Raw genomic sequence first — 17456 nt, 5'->3', positions numbered from 1 at the left:
TACAGCCCCGCGACGGTGGACAAGGTAATTTCATTATTGAAAATGCTGATGAATTACGCCCTCAGTAAAGGGTATGTTGAATACAGTGCTGTCAATACATTCCCTTGGAGCGGCAGCTCTTCCGCCAATCCCAGGCCACCAACCAGGGCACAAATTGACCACTTGGAAACGTGCGAATTGCCGTACCTGCTTCGCCATATATGTGATTCCTGGCTGGTAGCGTCTGAGCTGTGTCTGCACTATTCTGACTACATGGAACTACCAACCCTGACGTTTATCAGTCATGAAGGCCACCCGTATATGCAGCATCAGCGATGCAAGCAGGCTGATAGCACCCTAACGCAAACGGTGAATGTAACCGACCGTGCTCAACGAATATTGCAAAAGTGGGGTGGTCCTGCTGGCTTGTACTACAAGCAAAGTTCACAATTTAGCACAGCACTAAAGCAGATCGCCGACTATGCAGATTTACGTGATAGTGATGGCGAAATCATTGGCTTGCAGTTTGGGCAAGGGCGCGATACAGGGTTAACTCAGCGAGCGATTGAGGGGGCTAATGAAATACAGCTGTCTAAAATGGCGGGATGGTCAAAGCCCACCTATGCTGAGAAGTATGTAGGCAATTCCGTAGAAGTGGTAGCTGGCTTTGTGAATAGTGTCAGTGTCACTAAGCCAAACGCTCCCCAAGGCTACCTGTAACCCATCTCGTCCATTTATCCGCACCTGTAAAGCCTCCTAACGCCATGACTAACACAATAAACTCAATCTATAAGGGCAATACAGAAACCCCGCTTGGGCGAACAGTCAAAAAAGTGCGCTCAGTGATCGTAACCGAAACCTGGATGCCTTTGGCCGATTTTGAGGGACATTGCGAAGTGTCAAGCTTGGGCAAAGTACGTAGTATCCAGAGTGGCCGTATGATTACCCCTCAAGTCAGTAATACAGGTGCTAGCTTTATCAGTCTTCGCCCTATCGGTAGCGAGATTGGTACTTTGCGGATGTTAATATTGATTATGCCGTAGCCACCGCTTTCGTGCCCAACCCCGAAGGATATACAGAAGTAATGCATCTTGATGGCATAACAGCCCATTGTCAGGCTTCCAATCTTGGATGGGTACGGTCACAGGAAGAGGGTCGAAGGAAATTTTTTGATCAAGGAAACTTCTGGTCAGACGCCAATATCACGACGTGCTAAAAAGCCCGTTTCGGTGCAGTTCAGACTTCGCCTAGACCCTCCGCAGGGTGTTAAATCCCGAGAAATACACCCGGTCCACTACGCCATTGCGAAGGCCAATGGACAGCCTGTGGGAGAATAGCCACCCTGCAACTTCGCATCACCGTTCAGGGCAAGCGAGATCATGGCTTTACCGTAAATATGCCCGACTCCCGAAAAAAAGCCACTTACAAAATTTGTAAGTGGCTGATAATTAGTGTCGGGAAGGCGGGATTCGAACCCACGACCTCTTGCACCCCATGCAAGCACGCTACCGGACTGCGCTACATCCCGAATCGGTTTGCAAAAGTAGTGTATAATGGATAATGTACAATGGATAATGATGGAAATTCTAGTGCATCATTATCCACTGTACATTATCCATTAATTTTTGCCGCTGCCTTGGGCTGCGGGTGGTGGCGTAGCTCGTCGTTGTTGCTGCATGGGATTTGGCCCCTGCCCGCCCCCGCGTTGCTGTTGCTTAAACAACTGAAAACGGGTAGGCTGAGCAACGCGCGGGAATGAGTTATTCTCTGTATCGATGTCAGCTATTTCCTGATAAGGATCGAGTGTCCACTGCGTTACTTTCTTACTGCTGGCGATTACTTTTTTGATCGATACGTCATTGAAACGCCAGATTTCGGCCGGGAAACGAGCTACGGAATCTGTGCCGTCTTCAAACTGCATCCGAATGATCACAGGCATAGGAACGCCCCCTTTGTTCTTTAGCGAAAGCGTATAGAAGTTTGTGCCAGCGCTTTTCTCAAGAGATTTACGTTCTTCATCGCTTAACGTAGCGAGATAATCCTGGTACCTCTTTTTATCAGCGTCCGTAACAGCGTAAGGGTTGTAGCTGTTGTAGAAATCCTTCATTGTTGAATCCTTTGCCACGACCGTCTCCGCTTGTGTAGCTGCGTCACGCTGTTTGCTGATCGTACCAGCACGACGCTTGGCTTCAGCCGCAGCGGCTGCTTTAGTAGCTACAGGATCGCCCGAGTCAACCTGAAACCAATCCACTTCAACTAGATCCTGATCGACGGGTTCAACACCATAAAACCAGCCTTTCCAGAACCAATCCAGGTCGACACCTGACGCATCTTCCAGGGTACGGAAGAAATCAGCAGGCTCGGGCGATTTGAAGGCCCACCGACGGGCGTATTCTTTAAAGGCATAATCGAACAGGTCACGGCCCATAACCGTCTCGCGTAATATGTTAAGGGCTGTAGCAGGCTTAGCATAGGCATTTGGTCCGAGGCTAATGACGTTATCGGAGGAAGTCATGATTGGCGACAGCACCGACTTGTCTGATTTCATATAATCGACAATATACTGAGGCTCTCCCCGACGACTGGGGAAGTTATAATCCCACTCTTTTTCCGCTAAGTATTGGCAGAACGTATTGAGTCCCTCATCCATCCAGGTCCATTGCCGCTCGTCGGAGTTGACAATCATCGGAAAGAAGTTATGCCCTACTTCGTGGATAATCACGCCAATCATACCTGCTTTGACTTGCTCCGAATACGTACCATCGGGCTCAGGCCGGCCACCATTGAACGAAATCATTGGATACTCCATACCGCCCCCCGCCGTAGCGTGACAAGAGATAGCAACAGGGTATGGATATTTGATTGTACGGTTGCCGTACGATTTCAACGTATGTTCAACTACGCGAGTGGAATATTGCCCCCAAAGTGGGTTGCCTTCTTTAGCATAGTATGACATAGACCAGATTTTATGCCCATCACCATAAACATCTGTCTGCATCGCATCCCAGATAAACCGGCGGCTGCTTGCAAAGGCAAAATCACGTACATTCGATGCAGCAAATACCCACGTTTTCTTACCTACTTTGTCAGTTGGCTTGGTTTTCAACGCGGCTTCAGCTTCGTCTTGTGTCACGATTACCACCGGTTTTTTAGACGTAGCGGCCTGCGCCATACGCTTTTGTTGCGCAGCAGTTAGCACTTGTTTGTAATTTTGGCACTCGCCCGTGGCGCCAACAATGTGATCACTGGGGGCAGTAATAGCCACTTTATAATTACCAAAAATAAGGGTGAACTCACCCTGACCCAGGAATTGCTTGTTCTGCCAGCCGTTGACGTCATTGTAGGCGCACAAACGCGGGAACCAGTGCGCAATGAAGTAGTTATAATTACCGTCTTTGGCGAAAAACTCCATACCACTCCGACCGTAATATTCAGTGACGAAGTAATTCCAGTCAACGTTGAACGAGTACGTACCACCGGGCTTTATGGCCGCTGGCAGATCAACGCGCATCATGGTCTGGTTGATCGTGTACTTCAGCGCCGTGCCGGATTTCGCATCTTTAACCGCCGTAATATGATAGCCGAATTTATCGGAAGCCTGCTGACTGCTACGTTCCCGAACGGAGGTCAGGTTTTGCAACTGAGCGAAACTCATCCCGCTTTCGTTGACCCCACCCGTTCGGGTTACGCTGCCAATAGAGCCTTTCGCAAATAGATTTTGATCAAGCTGGAGCCAGATGAATGGCAATTCGTCAGTTGAATTGTTGTGATACGTTACCGTTTCTGAGCCAATGATTTTCTGATTGGCATCGTCCAGCTCGACTTTAATGTCATAGTCGGCGCGGTTCTGGAAGTAATCTTTGCCGGGTGCGCCCGAGGCCGTGCGGAACGTATTGGGCGTGGGTAAGGTGGGGCCGAGTTGCTCAAAACGCGTGTTGGCGCTTTGGGTTGGAGCCGCTGGTGCCTGCGCTAGCAAAGCTGACGACCAGATAGTCAAGCTAGCCAGTAATACTACTTTTTTCATAGTCTGTTGTAAGTTAAGACGCTACCTAATTTTTGCCACTACCTTGCCTGGCAGGTGACTGTTGACGTTGTTGCTGCATGGGATTTGGCCCTGTTGCCGCTCCACCACGCTGTTGCTTAAATAATTGGAAACGTGTTGGTTGTGCAACCGGTGGAAACGAATTGTCTGCGGTGTTAATATCGGCTATTTCGTAATAGGGATCTAGCGTCCATTGCTTCACTTTTTTGTTAGTGGCAATAACTTTCTTGATCGATACGTCATTGAAGCGCCAGATTTCGGCCGGAAAGCGAGCCACGGAATCTGTGCCGTCTTCAAATTCCATGCGGAGGATAACGGGCATTGGAATACCCCCCTTGTTCTGTAGCGACAGCGTGTAGAAGTTTGTTCCGGCTTCGGCCAACAGGCGTTCCTCTGCCGATAGGGAGGCTAGGTAATCCTGATACTTTTTCTTGTCTTCTTCTGTGACTGCATAGGGATCGTAGCGGTTATAGAAATCCCGCATCGTACTGTCTTCGGCTACTACGCTCTGGTCTTTACTAAGGGCATCACGCTGTTTGCTGATCGTGTTCAATCGGCGTTGAGCGGCTGTGCGGGCTTCGGCTTTTGTGATCTCAGGGTTTTGTGAATTCGCCTGGAACCAGTCAACTTTCACGAGCGACTGATCAACTGGTTGAACACCGTAGAACCAGCCTTTCCAGAACCAATCCAGGTCAACGCCCGAGGCATCTTCCAGGGTGCGGAAGAAATCAGCCGGTTCAGGACTTTTGAATGCCCACCGACGCGAGAACTCCTTAAAAGCATAGTCAAACAGGTCACGACCCATCACCGTTTCGCGCAATATGTTAAGAGCTGTGGCGGGTTTTGCGTAGGCATTCCCTCCAAACGTACCTCGGGGAATATTATCCGAACTGCTCATAATGGGAACCTGCTGGCTGGAATCGAGTTGCATATACGGCACGATGTATTGAGGATCGATAACATGAGCCGGATAGTTAGCGTCCCACTCCAGACAAGCTAACCCTTCAAGAAAGCTATTCAACCCTTCGTCCATCCAGGACCATTGTCGTTCATCAGAATTGACGATCATTGGAAAAAAGTTGTGACCAACTTCATGAATGATTACCCCAATAAGTCCATTTTTGGTCCCTACCGAGTAAGTGCCGTCTGCTTCTGGGCGAGCCCCATTAAAGCTGATCATTGGGTATTCCATACCACCAACCGGGCCATGAACGGAATAAGCCACTGGATATGGATAAGCAATTGTTCGGCGCGAGTAGGAACGAAGTGTATGAGCTACAAGCCGGGTCGAGTATTGCCCCCAAAGTGGATTGCCCTCTTTAGGATACAAAGACATAGCCCAGACACGTTTTCCTTCTACATTAGGTTGCAGGGCGTCCCAGATGAATTTTCGACTGGTGGCGAAGGAAAAATCACGCACGTTATCGGCTTTATAAATCCATGTTTTCGTGCCAGTCGGTTTACCTTTTTCTGCCGCTTCGGCTTCGGCCTGCGTAACAATTACAACGGGATTTTCGCCGGGTTTGTCGCCCTTGCCTTTAGCTTCATTCCAGCGTTTTTGCTGTGTGGGGGTCAAGACCTGCGTTGGATTCTGCAACTCGCCCGTGGCACCAACAATGTGATCGTTAGGTACCGTTAGGGCTAGTTTGTAATTGCCAAAGATCAACGTGAACTCACCCTGCCCTAGGAACTGCTTGTTTTGCCAGCCAGTTACATCGCTATAAGCACATAGCCGCGGAAACCATTGGGCTATTTCGTAGATGTAATTACCGTCTTTCGGAAAATATTCATACCCTCCCCGGGCACCTATCCCCTTAACATCTACGATTTGAAAATTCCAGTCAATCGAAAATGTCACAGTTTTGCCCGGCGCTACAGCCTGCGGCAAGTCAATACGCATCATCGTCTCGTTGATGGTGTACTTCAAGGGTTTTCCTGCCTGGTCCCGTACCGACGTAATTTTATGGCCGTAATCTTTGCCTTTGAGCGCTCCAGCCGGGTCAATTTGTTGAAGAGAAGCACCCCGTTCAGCACTAATGCTGCTAGTTGAAGCCGTTCGGCCAATAACATCGGGCCGGAATAGATTTTGATCCAACTGTAGCCAGAGATAGGGGAGGGCATCCGTCGAGTTATTGTGATACGTAACGGTTTCAGATGCCGTTATTTTTTGCTTAATATCATCAAGAGAGGCTTTAATGTCATAGTCGGCTCGGTTTTGGAAGTAATCTTTGCCGGGTGCGCCCGAGGCTGTGCGGAATGTATTAGGCGTAGGTAATGTCGGACCAAGCTGCTCAAAACGCGTATTAGCTCGTTGCGTTGGTGTTTGCCCCTGGGTATAGCCTGTCGAAATGGCTAAACTCGCCACTAGCAAAATTATCTTTTGCATACTAAACGTATAGTTGTTGATAAAAAGGGTAAAGTTACAGAAAAGGGCCTTTAAATAATTTTATTATAAAAAAATGGCAAGTAGTTTATTTACAAATAATGGCTCTATTTCAGCAACTCACCTAAGTATTCATTGTTGATAATGAGCGATAACGACATGCCTGCGACGATTCCAGACACGATGAGGGTCCAGCGTAATTGACTGCTACGTAGTATATCAACCAAGACGAAAGCCAGTGACAGTATCAATCCTACAATAACCAGTTGACCAATTTCCAGCCCAATGTTAAACGCCAGCAATGGCTTAACGATAGCGGCTTCACGACCCAGTAAACTACGTAGATAGTTAGAAAACCCCATACCATGAATTAAGCCGAACGTTAAGGCCAGCCCGTAGCGCCACGAACGGTTGGACGTCTGCGGCTTTAACGATGACCTGCTTTTAGATTGCTGAAAAAAGAAATTGGTGATGGCCGTAATAAGAATAGTAATCGGGATAAGCAGTTCAATCAAGTCCGTTTTGTAGTGGATGAGATTCAGGGTAGCTAACGCCAATGTAATCGAATGTCCAATTGTAAAGGCCGTAACCAGAATGAGTACCTGCCGCCATTGCCGGATTGTATATACGGCGCAAAGGGCTATTACGAATAAAATATGATCGTACCCTTTCGGGTCCGTAATATGGTCGAAACCTAAGCGGAGGTAGATAAAAAATTCATCCATAGGCTATTCGGTAAACCAACTGGCATACATGACATAGTTGTTGGCAGTGCGTTTGAAAATCTCTTCCTGCTCCGGCGAAACGGCTTTCAGGAAGCGGCCAGGATTTCCTGCGTAAATAGAACCGGGTGGTACAACGGTATGCTGTGTGATAATGGCTCCTGCCGCAATAATACTTCCTTGGCCAATAACCGCTCCATCCATCACGATGGCGCCCATCCCGATCAGCACATTGTCTTCGAGGGTGCACCCATGAACGATAGCATTGTGAGCAATAGAAACGTAGTTACCGATAGTCGTTTTGTATTTCTGGTAGGTGCAGTGAATAACCGCTCCGTCCTGAATATTGGTGCGGTCGCCGATGGTGATGGAATTAACGTCACCCCGAACCACCGCATTGAACCAGACTGTGCAATCGCGGCCCATCGTTACGTTACCAACGATGGTGGCATTTTCGGCGAACCAGCAATTCGCGCCAAATTGAGGATGGATGTTATGAACAGATTTAATAAGTGCCATAACGCAAATATAGGCGGAGGCAAATAGTTTGTATCCTCAGTTCGTACTTACATAAAAAAAGAAGGGCTGATTCGATCGAATCAGCCCTTTAACGTAACAATATACTGGTTATTTTTTGTCAATCTTATCGGCAGCTTTCTCGATCGAGTCCGAAATATCGTCGACAACTTTGTTTGCTTGTTTCTTCACTTTATCGAAATCATCGGCACTTGACCGTTGTACTTTAATATAGGAGTCCGATAACTGATTTCGTTTGTCTTCCAGATCTTTGATACGATCTTCCCGTTTCTTCCGATCTTTCCGGCTTTCGTTCTTTACTTCGGCCTTAGCGTCGTCAAGCTGTTTGTCAACTTTATCCATCTGTTCCGAAATGCGGTCGCTCAGATCACGACGATCTTTATCCGCTCCGTTATTCCGGTCATTGTCCCGATCATTCCGGTTGTTGTCGCGCATGTCGGAGTTATTCCGGTTATCGCGGCTATCCTGGTTTTGATCAGATGAATTACGTCGGCTGTCCCGATCATCCATGTTGTTATTCCGACGATCGTCCGAGCGGTTGTTATCCTGACGGTTATCCGAATTATTGCGGTTGTCACGATCATCCCGATCATTCATCTGACGACTGTTGCGATCGTCATTCCGGCTATTGTCGGAATAATTTCGGTTATCATTCGACCGATTGTCATACCGATCGTTGTTTGAACTCCGATCGTCATTTCGACGGTCATTATTCCGATTATCGTAGCGATCATTGGATGAATACCGGTCATTGTTCGATCGATTGTCGTTCCGATCATTGTACGAATCTCTGTCGTCATTCCGTCGTCGGTCATCATTCCGATCGTTGTAGGAATAAGACGAATTCCGATCATCGTTCCGGCGATCACCATTCCGGTTGTCATAACGATTCCTGTCATCATTAGACCGGCTATCGTAGGAATCACGGTCGTTGTACGAGTTGCGGCTGTCAGAGTAACGATCATTACGATCATTATACGAATCGCGGTCGCTATACGTACGGTCATTGTCGGAATAGCGGCTGTTGCTCGATCGTTCATAGCGATCATTGGAATCGTTGTAGCGATCGTTGTACGAACTCCGGCTATCATCCGACCGGCTTCTGTACGGATTGTTGTACGAACTGCCCGACATTCGGCTGGATGAACTATAGCGATCATCGTCTGATGAACGATACGAATTACTGTAAGGATTACGGTATGAACTACCGCGGGAATCGTTGCGACTCATCCGCTGATCATCCCGATCCCTACGGCTGAACAAGCTGTTATCGTTGTCATCGTCCCGGTCATTCCGATCACGCGACATGCGTGTATTGCTCGTTCGATCCTGTTGTACGATGTCTTCCTGGCTATTTTTAGAATTTCCGTAGAGCCAGCGCTCGGTTGATGCGCAGGACGATAAACCAATCGTAGCTGCCAGAAAAGCCCCTACTATCCATATTTTCCGTTTCATAACGTTGTATCATTTGTGGCAAATACCAATAAATTAGATTAAAAAAGCGGATTCACGCCATTTTGATTGGTATAACCAGCGGAGCAAAACAAATGTTGGGATTTTGTTGGATAATTAAGGGCAAGTACGATATCTCGAACTTCTTCAATTAATTGGCCACCAATGAATTGAGGGAAAACTTATCGAATCGTTACGTTCCTGGCTCCATTATAACTTCTGTACTCTCCATTGTACATCGCATCAGCCGAGACAGGACCTACTATGAAGCGGCCTTTCGAAATCGCTCTGGCTAAGTAATAAAACGTTCGTTCCGTGCCTGTAGCAGAGGTATAAAAATTGATCCGGTCGTCACGTAGATCGAAATGGTCCGGAACGTCTGGCTTATTTATCCAGGGCATATCGCGCGGTTCCGTTAAACGCGGATTTTCGACCTCAAGTCCAGCCGGTAGCAAATCGGTTACCACTACGTTGTTGACATTCAGGCCATTGGTGCTGCTCAACGTGATTTTCACAACCACCAGATCATTCTGCCGAATCTCGCCCATTGTTTTGCCATCGCGGTTCAGATACTCCCGACGCACGCGCAAGCCGTTGTCTTCTTCGGCGATTTTACCACTGGCCAATCCAGGCCGGGCAGGAACGCCTTCACTTTGTGCAAAGTAATACACATTACCAGACCCTTTCACTGTTAGCGTCAGCGGTACGTTGGTGGGTATTCGTTTAAGGTTCAATAGCTCATTGGACATTGTTCCAAGCGAAGCATTCCCTGCCGTAAGCGTAGCCGTAGCCGTACTGGTGGCGGTTTTCCGGGCTAGTTTACCAAGAGCCAGAAAAGCAAACGCGGCTTCCTGCGTGTTGAGGTAACTGGTTTGATTGAGCGCGGTAGATAGCTGACGGGCCAACGCTGGAATCTGAATGTTGTCGCGGTCAGTGCCGACAAGAGCATCGAGAACGAGGGCCAGATTACGTAGTGGTGATGCATAACTGCCGCCTGTTTGCCGCCCGGTTGTGGTATCCGTAAATCGTTTGGGGAGGAGGCTTGTATAGCTCCGGCTGTCGCCCACCCGGAAGAAAGTCGATGCCAGCAGATAACGACTGTCGGGCGTGAGCAATCCGGAATTCTGTTTGTAATAATTCATGGCCGATCGGTTGGGTTTTCCCGCTACAGCCAACGCATACAACGAATAAATACTGGTTCGGCTAGCTACTTTATGAAGTGTCCTGGTGCCAGCCTCATCGAATGCAACGACATTTTCGGTAGCTGGACTATTAGTGTAGGTAGTCAAAAAGTCAATGGCCGAGCTTAGTACTGACGCCCGTACTTCGTAGCCTGCTTCCTGCGCTTCGGCCAGGAAATGCAGGGCGTAAGCAGTTGCCCATTCATCGACGTTCGACCGACCCCGCGTGGATTCGTCCGACACGGCTACCATGCCCGGCCACATCGTAAAGCCGCCGTTCTGCGTCTGCAACCCTTCGACGGTCTGAACTGCCTGCCGGACATTGGTTGTTGGGTTGAGGTCACTGTCACCCGCACGAACGAAATACGTATTGGTGGCTAACTGCTTCGCCAAATCCGCGAAGTATAGCTGCGGGAAGGCTTTTGAAATCGTCTGCTCAATGCATCCATGCGGATAACCGAGCAAATACGACAACTCACGACCATATTGCAATGCTGGAGACCGGCTCAAGGTTATGCTTGCTTTGGACGTACCAGGCAAAAAATTGCCTGCCAGTTTTAACGTTTGTACCTTACCGCCCGCCACGGCGCCGGCCATCGTCGTTTTCTGCAGGGAAGCCGCCGGGCGAACCGTTACGTCCGTTTTTTCGGTAAATGTCTCGTTCAAGCCATTGACTGTTACCGTAATAGATGCTGCACCAATCGCCTGTTTGGACGAGATTTTAAAAATTGCGCGACTCTCCCGACCGGGTTGAAGCGTCAGCTTTTGTGTACTCAAACTATCGGCAATCAGCGGGCCAGTCAAACTTAATTTTGCTGTCACGACCGCCGTTTGTTTCGTCGTATTGCTAAGATTAACAGGCAATTCGAGCTGATCGCCGGGGGTAAGGAAACGAGGTACCCCCGTACTAATGACAATAGGATCAGCCACCTTCATGTTGCTGTTGGCCGACCCGAATGCATTGTCTTTGTACGCGACGGCCATTAGGCGCAAATCCCCCGAAAACTGCGGCACATCGACCGAAAATTCAGCTTCACCATCGGAACCCGTATTTAAAATCCCGCTCCAGAGCGCCACCAACCGCACACGACCATTGCTAAGCGGATTAACCCGTCGTTCGAGATCGTAGCCATCGCCCCCAAAACTGGATGTAGATTTTAGCGAAAGTTCGGGATAAAGCAGGGCATAAAGGTCGTGGCTACCCACTTCGAGCGCCCGCTTCTGATAAAAAAAGCCGTAGGGATCAGGCGTCTTGAAATTCTTAAGTTGTAGAATCCCCTCGTCCACAACCGCCACCGTTACCTGGGCGTTACTGACTGTTTTGATACGTATCACCTGCTTTGTTTTTGAGCGGGATTGCGTAGTCGCCGTAATCGTTACGGGTAACTTCGTGTCGGCATCCTGAACCGCCACCGGCGCAAATCCATGCGCTACGGTTAATGGGAGATGTTGGGTACCAGCACCCCGGTTATCAATAGCCCGAATGAGCGTTGCCGTTACATAAACGTTCGGTAAATGCTCGCTGCCGATCGGAAAACTCCACTCTGCCGACTTATTATTTGTTGTCAACCAATGTTGCTCAAGCACACGATTGCGTTCAACAGTCACGAGCAATTTGCCGTCGAAGGGGGCTTTAAATAGAACTTTGGCTTTATCGCCGGTTTGGTACATTGGTTTGTCGAGCGTCATTAGAATTTGCCCTTCCTGACTCACTTCAAAGGACGACGCGGACGTACTGCCGTAGCCATAGGCATAAAACGTAGTGGCTGCGTAACCCAAAGCGGATGGCCTGCGAACCCGTATTTCGTACTCACCCGAAACAGTTGGTACGTAGCGAAATGCTGATTTTCCCGCTTTGAATTGCATCGTATTCGCGTAAACTTGCTTCTCCCGCCGTTTCGTTGTGTACTTAACCTGCTGATCTTTCTTCTCGATAACCGTTTGATAATCATAGCGCACCACTTCAACCATAGCCGAAGCCGAGGGCCGTAGCGCGCCGTTGGGGTCAAGAGCTACAAGGTCGACGGCAACGGGTGCGTTGGTCGCTACGTATCGGTCGGGCAATCGAACGCCGAAAAACGTGTCCTGCGTGAGTACGTCAAAGCGCCGGAGTCGATTGACAGGACGACCATTCTCATCAAATACGGTGATAAATAATTTGCCTTCCAGTAGGCCAATGTCTTGATAAAGAGGGGAAATGGGAAATTTCTCGGTTGCCTGTCCATTCGCGTTAGTACGTCCCTGCCGAAGCTCTTTCGGAAAAACGCCCGCCTTACTCGTAGCGTCGCCTGTAGCTGTAACGTTATCGCTGGGAATAGTAAAGTCATAGTCACCGAATCCTTTGGGCGCAAAAACTTTCCGTTTCAACTGTAATTCCATTTCATATGCCCGATCGGACGCGGGTGGCCCAAACAGGTTCAGGGCTGTAGCGGAAAGGGTGATGATTTGTCCTGATTTGTAGCTGGTTCTATCCGTCAGTACGTCTACTTTAATTCGGTCAGGAACAAATTCCTCAACACTTACTGTCTGCGATGTCAGCAATACATTATTGGCGTTCAGGACTTCAATGGAGTAGCTTCCTGTAACGGCGGCTGGGTTGAGCGGTACGTCAGTTGTAACGGCCCCCTGGGCATTGGTCGTTTTACGAAACGCCAGCAATTCACGGCCATTGGGCATCAGCACACGAATTAAAACCGGAATTTCGCCAACACTCTGCCAGGTCTGTGATCGGATGACGGTGTTAAAATGGATCGTTTCGCCGGGGCGGTAAATGTCACGGTCGCCGTATACGAAGGCATCGAAACCTGATTCGTTGTCTCGTTTTCCTTCCACCTCAAAGCGCGATGTTTCGACCTGCGTATCCGGCAAAAAGAGAAAATTGAAATCGTCGCTATTGGGTTTGCCGGAGGTTCGGGCAGTGAGCAAGGCAACCTTGAAACCGGGTGCTTTCTCGCCCACTTTGTCGAACCTGGCGAAACCAGTGCCATCGGTTTCGAGCGTATAAACAGATTGGTTGTTGCTGCTCACCAGGGTTATCTCTACGCCCTGTAGAGGTTCAGTAGTACGTATCGAATTCGCCCAGACCAGTACTTCATCCTTCGTTTGTCGGGCTATCAGCCCAATGTCAGATATCGACACTAATTGACTGGCTTGCAGATAAGCCTCATCTTTGGAGTCAACGGAAACTAGATAAACTCCTCTAAAATTATTACTCTGATCGGGCAGGGCCAGATTTAAGGCCGAAACGCCCCCCACTTTCGGTAAGTCGGCCGTCTCAACGGTTTTGTTAACCAGTACATCGCTTACCTCGCCTGAGTCGTCGTTGCCATAATTGAAAGCTCCCGACGGTCCCCATTCGCCGTTTGCGTTTTCCTTGTACTCCTCGTACCGATTCGAGCGCAGATAATTTAGAATATTATTCTCATAAACCTTCGCGATTTTGACCTGCACTTTAGGCACATTAACGATAGTCAGGCCAATGTTCCTTGCCCCTTTTGATGACAGATACAAGGCCTTTTTACTGGCAAACTGGATACTGGCAGGCATTTTGCCGAAGAACAGATCGCGGGTTACCGGCTCATCCAGTTTCGTTCCCAAAACACCCTGAACCTGCTCAGTCAGCGTCAATACATACGTGTCCGTTTCGTTAAAATCTCCCCGGATGATAAAGCCATTGTCGGTTAGTTCGGCCGTAGTGGTAACCTGTGGCTGGATTGAATAATACTGGCTCAGCTCACCCGGCTGTAATTCCTGCGTCGTGATGATGCGCACTACGCCCCGCGGTCCGCCGTCGCGGTTAGTCTCGAAATGCGCCTGCACATCGGTAACCTCAATTTTGTAACGGGAGGGTAACGTAGTGGTTTGTTCAATAGATTCTTTGCTGACATAGGCCGTGTTGGGTACTTTGAGTCCTTTGTCCAGCTTTACGGTAAGTGGCTGTTCATTTTTGACCGCTGGCGCATTAGGCAACGTTAACGCAAGCGTATTCGGCGAATCACTGGACGACGTTTGCGACGTAATGGATTTGCCTTCAGTGGAAATGATCAATTTCCCGGCTACATCTGCGGTAGAAATTGGGTAGTTGAAATTGAGCCGTGATTTGGCGACTGGCTGGCCGGTTTCGCGCGAACGGGACCACCAGTTCTCGATGCTGGTTAGTTGTAGGTATGGAGTGTGAAACAAAATGTCATCGCCCGATACGTTCAGGTCTTTTTTAGCAGAACGTTTCAACAAATTATCGGTTAACTCGGCGCGGTAGTCGGTAGCAGGATCGAAGGCAAGAGCAGGGGAGAAGACTAATTCATTAGGCGCTGTCCACTTGAATTTTCCCCGAACCGCTGGTATAAAGCGAACGTACTGCGTTGAATCCCACTCATTGAGTTGATTGTCGGATCCAACGTTTTTATTAAATGTAAAGGTCAGGTTTTGAGTCTGTTGAATCTCGTCGTCAAAGTTTCGACCCACTACGGAGACTTCATTAAATGGTAATCGGGAACAGTTTAAAAGGATAAAAACAACGAGTGGTAAGAAGAGGAAAGAAGCAAGAAAACGAGTTTTCATGGGGTTATTGGAGAAGAGCCGTATATTAATGAAAAACCCGTTCAAAATAGACGAACGGGTTAGTATTCGGACGGAATTTGTAGGTATCGTTGCAACATTTTTCAGAAACGTCACCTACTCAATTTTAATAACTAGTCGGATGTTACTGCTACGTCCTTTGTCGTCGGCGCAGGACACTTTTAATGTACCCGGCCGGGGTTGGAAAAAAACGGCCTCTGTCGGCTTGGCCCGGCGATATAATTTGTCGTTCAGATACCAGAAGACGGTTTGTACGTCGTTGGCAGCCAGGCAGCCCAACTCCATTTCGGCAGGGTGCTTTGCGTTGATGAAATAGTCGCTCCCGTCGTTTAAACTCGTTATCAACGGTCCCGTTTGACCCGCTCCCGTACTTCCGAATACGCGCTCACAGGCTGGATTATGCGGTGGCACGGCCTCAAAGGGGATATGGCGACTTTGATAAAATGCAGCCATTTCTGGCGCTAAGTTTGGGTAAGAACGGGTTATGGCACCTGAGTCGGGGCGGCAGTGGGCGCAGTATGAAATTGTTCCGGCGGCATTCGTAAAAACAGCCTTTCGATGCTGACAGCGTCGGTAACGTGACACACCCATGATGCAATAATCGGCTACGGGGTTGGTGCAAAATTCGCCGGGAATATCTCCGGTTTCGGGGCAGATTAGCCGCATTGCCAATTTAGTGGCCGTTTTAGGTGCTTTGAACCAACCGCTTGGCGAATTGTAATCCATTACGTTAAATAATTGAAATAGAAGGGGTGTTGCAGTATTCGCTCCACTAAGTTCGGCCACGCCCACGCCCGAAAAATTTCCGATCCATACGCCAATGGTATAGCGTTGATTGTAGCCAATGCTCCAGGCATCCCGTCGCCCGTAGGACGTACCGGTTTTCCAGGCAATGCGGGGTAGGTGATAGCTATTATCAAAATTGTTAGGCAGATCAGGTCGGGTTATTTGGGTAAGTGTGTGTGTAACAAGGTAAGCCGCTTCGGGGGAGAGAAGCAGAGACTGAGCTGCTTTTAAGGGGCGGTTCGACGGGTTGGAAGGGTAATACAACTTTAACGCCCCCAATTTCCCCCCGTTGGCCAGTCCCGTATACAGGCGTGTCATCTCTTCGAGCGTAACGCCACAGCCGCCCAAAATCATGGAAAGCCCTAATTCCTTGGCCTGTTTTTTTATCGTTGAAAAACCTGCTTTCTGAAGCGTCGAAACAAGCGATGGTGTGCCTATCTCTTTCAGCAAGGCTACTGCCGGGATATTGAGCGAGTTGGCCAGCGCGAACTCAGCTGTGACTGGTCCGTTAAATCGACGGTCGTAGTTGTCCGGCTCATAGCCGCTGAAATTGGTAGGTACGTCGGCCAGTTTGGTTTTCGGCGTAATAATACCGGCATCGAAGGCCAGGCCGTAGAGCACGGGTTTCAATGCGCTCCCTGGGGAACGTACTGCCCGAACCCCGTCCACTTGTCCGCCGTCAAATCTATTTCCAAAATCGGCAGAACCAACGTAGGCGATTACTTCCTGCGATTGGTTATCCACAATCAGTACGGCCGCATTGTGGATATTGCTGGCTCGCAGTCGATCTGAATAATGCTGTATCAGACGTTCGGCAGTTGACTGGGCCGTTGGGTTGAGCGTTGAACGAATAATGGGTGCATTTGGATTCTCCGCCCGCAACCGGCGCGATAGGTGAGGAGCCAGTTGAGGAGCGTCGCGCCGGTAGGCAGAAAGTGGCTCATTAATAGCATCGGTAATGGTGGCCTTATCGAAGAGCTGAGCCGAGCGGAAGCGGGTGAGCCAGCGATTACGTTCCTGCACGACGAGCGCATTATGCATACCCAACCGCAGGCTCGATGGCCGGTTGGGGATAATTGTTAACGTAGTAAGCTCGGCCAAACTGAGTAAAACGGGCGGCTTGCCAAAATAGAGCAGCGAAGCCGATTTCAGCCCTTCAATATTGCCCCCATACGGAATCAGATTCAGGTAGAGTTGCAGGATCTCGTCTTTGGAATAATGAACCTCCAACTGAATCGCCTGGAATAATTCAATAAGTTTACTACCGTAGGTACGTTCGCGCGGCTCCAACAGCCGGACGGTTTGCATGGTAATGGTTGACGCGCCCGACGTTCGTCGGCCCGTGAGCAAATTTCTGCCTGCGGCCCGTATCATGGCGACGGGATTGAAACCGGGATGGTACCAGAAATATTTATCCTCTTTGAAGAGAATAGCCTCGCGAAGGGTAGGCGTAATTTCGGGTAGTTCGGCATACATCCGCCATTTATCGTCCCGACTCAGAAATGCATGTAAAATGGACCCGTCGCGGGCAGTGATAATGGTCGAATAGGAAATAGTAGTCTGAACGGGAAAGAAAAAATCCAGCCCCAAAAAAATCAATATGGCAACGGCCAGGGTTTTCACCAGACGTGATTTCCAGATTCGTTTGGCGATACCGCGAATGTTTTCCAATATTGATCTAAACATCAGTGCCTTTCCGGTGACTTCCCACTGTACGCTTGTGTCGGAGCGAAGTTCATTTGACTGCAAAAATCAGTGAAATCCCTTAATCAACGAAACCGTACCGGGTTACCGGT

Annotated in this window: 9 protein-coding genes and 1 tRNA gene; 2 read left to right on the top strand and 8 right to left on the bottom strand. The window is 49.1% G+C overall.

Annotation, left to right across the window (positions count from 1 at the left end):
• Both ACYVEA_RS22780 and ACYVEA_RS22775 read left to right on the top strand, forming a co-directional pair.
• On the top strand, positions 1 to 699 hold a 699-nt coding region (locus ACYVEA_RS22780; protein WP_461115741.1), incomplete at its 5' end, for a hypothetical protein.
• 44 nt (positions 700 to 743) lie between these two features.
• A complete protein-coding gene (locus ACYVEA_RS22775) occupies positions 744 to 1022 on the top strand; it encodes an NUMOD4 domain-containing protein (protein WP_461115740.1) in 279 nt (92 codons plus the stop codon).
• A 411-nt stretch (positions 1023 to 1433) separates the two neighbouring features.
• Here the strand turns inward: ACYVEA_RS22775 and ACYVEA_RS22770 are convergent.
• The 8 genes from ACYVEA_RS22770 to pbpC all read right to left on the bottom strand — a co-directional run bounded on the left by ACYVEA_RS22770 (position 1434) and on the right by pbpC (position 17346).
• Positions 1434 to 1507 (bottom strand) — tRNA-Pro (locus tag ACYVEA_RS22770).
• Positions 1508 to 1597: 90 nt separating this feature from the next.
• Complete coding sequence (locus ACYVEA_RS22765; protein WP_461115739.1) at positions 1598 to 4003, bottom strand: M1 family metallopeptidase; 2406 nt, start codon at positions 4001 to 4003, stop codon at positions 1598 to 1600.
• A gap of 25 nt (positions 4004 to 4028) precedes the next feature.
• Positions 4029 to 6407 (bottom strand): M1 family metallopeptidase, encoded by a 2379-nt coding sequence (locus tag ACYVEA_RS22760; protein WP_461115738.1) that lies wholly within the window; start codon positions 6405 to 6407, stop codon positions 4029 to 4031.
• 104 nt (positions 6408 to 6511) lie between these two features.
• Positions 6512 to 7129 carry a HupE/UreJ family protein gene (locus ACYVEA_RS22755; protein WP_461115737.1) on the bottom strand — a complete coding sequence of 206 codons (618 nt, stop codon included), beginning with the start codon at positions 7127 to 7129 and terminating at the stop codon, positions 6512 to 6514.
• Positions 7130 to 7132: 3 nt separating this feature from the next.
• On the bottom strand, positions 7133 to 7645 hold the full coding sequence (locus ACYVEA_RS22750) for a gamma carbonic anhydrase family protein (RefSeq protein WP_461115736.1): 513 nt from the start codon (positions 7643 to 7645) through the stop codon (positions 7133 to 7135).
• Positions 7646 to 7753: 108 nt separating this feature from the next.
• The gene (locus ACYVEA_RS22745; RefSeq protein ID WP_461115735.1) at positions 7754 to 9118 is read right to left on the bottom strand and encodes a sll1863 family stress response protein; all 1365 of its coding nucleotides are present in this window, start codon (positions 9116 to 9118) and stop codon (positions 7754 to 7756) included.
• Between the two features lie 179 nt (positions 9119 to 9297).
• Entirely contained in the window at positions 9298 to 14856 is a 5559-nt protein-coding gene (locus ACYVEA_RS22740) for an alpha-2-macroglobulin family protein (protein ID WP_461115734.1), read from the bottom strand.
• 114 nt (positions 14857 to 14970) lie between these two features.
• Positions 14971 to 17346: a penicillin-binding protein 1C gene (gene pbpC, locus ACYVEA_RS22735; RefSeq protein WP_461115733.1), complete on the bottom strand. Its 2376-nt coding sequence runs from the start codon at positions 17344 to 17346 to the stop codon at positions 14971 to 14973.
• Positions 17347 to 17456: the final 110 nt, after the last annotated feature.

The organism is Spirosoma jeollabukense (genome assembly GCF_054777855.1).
This window is presented reverse-complemented; position numbering and strand designations above follow the sequence as displayed.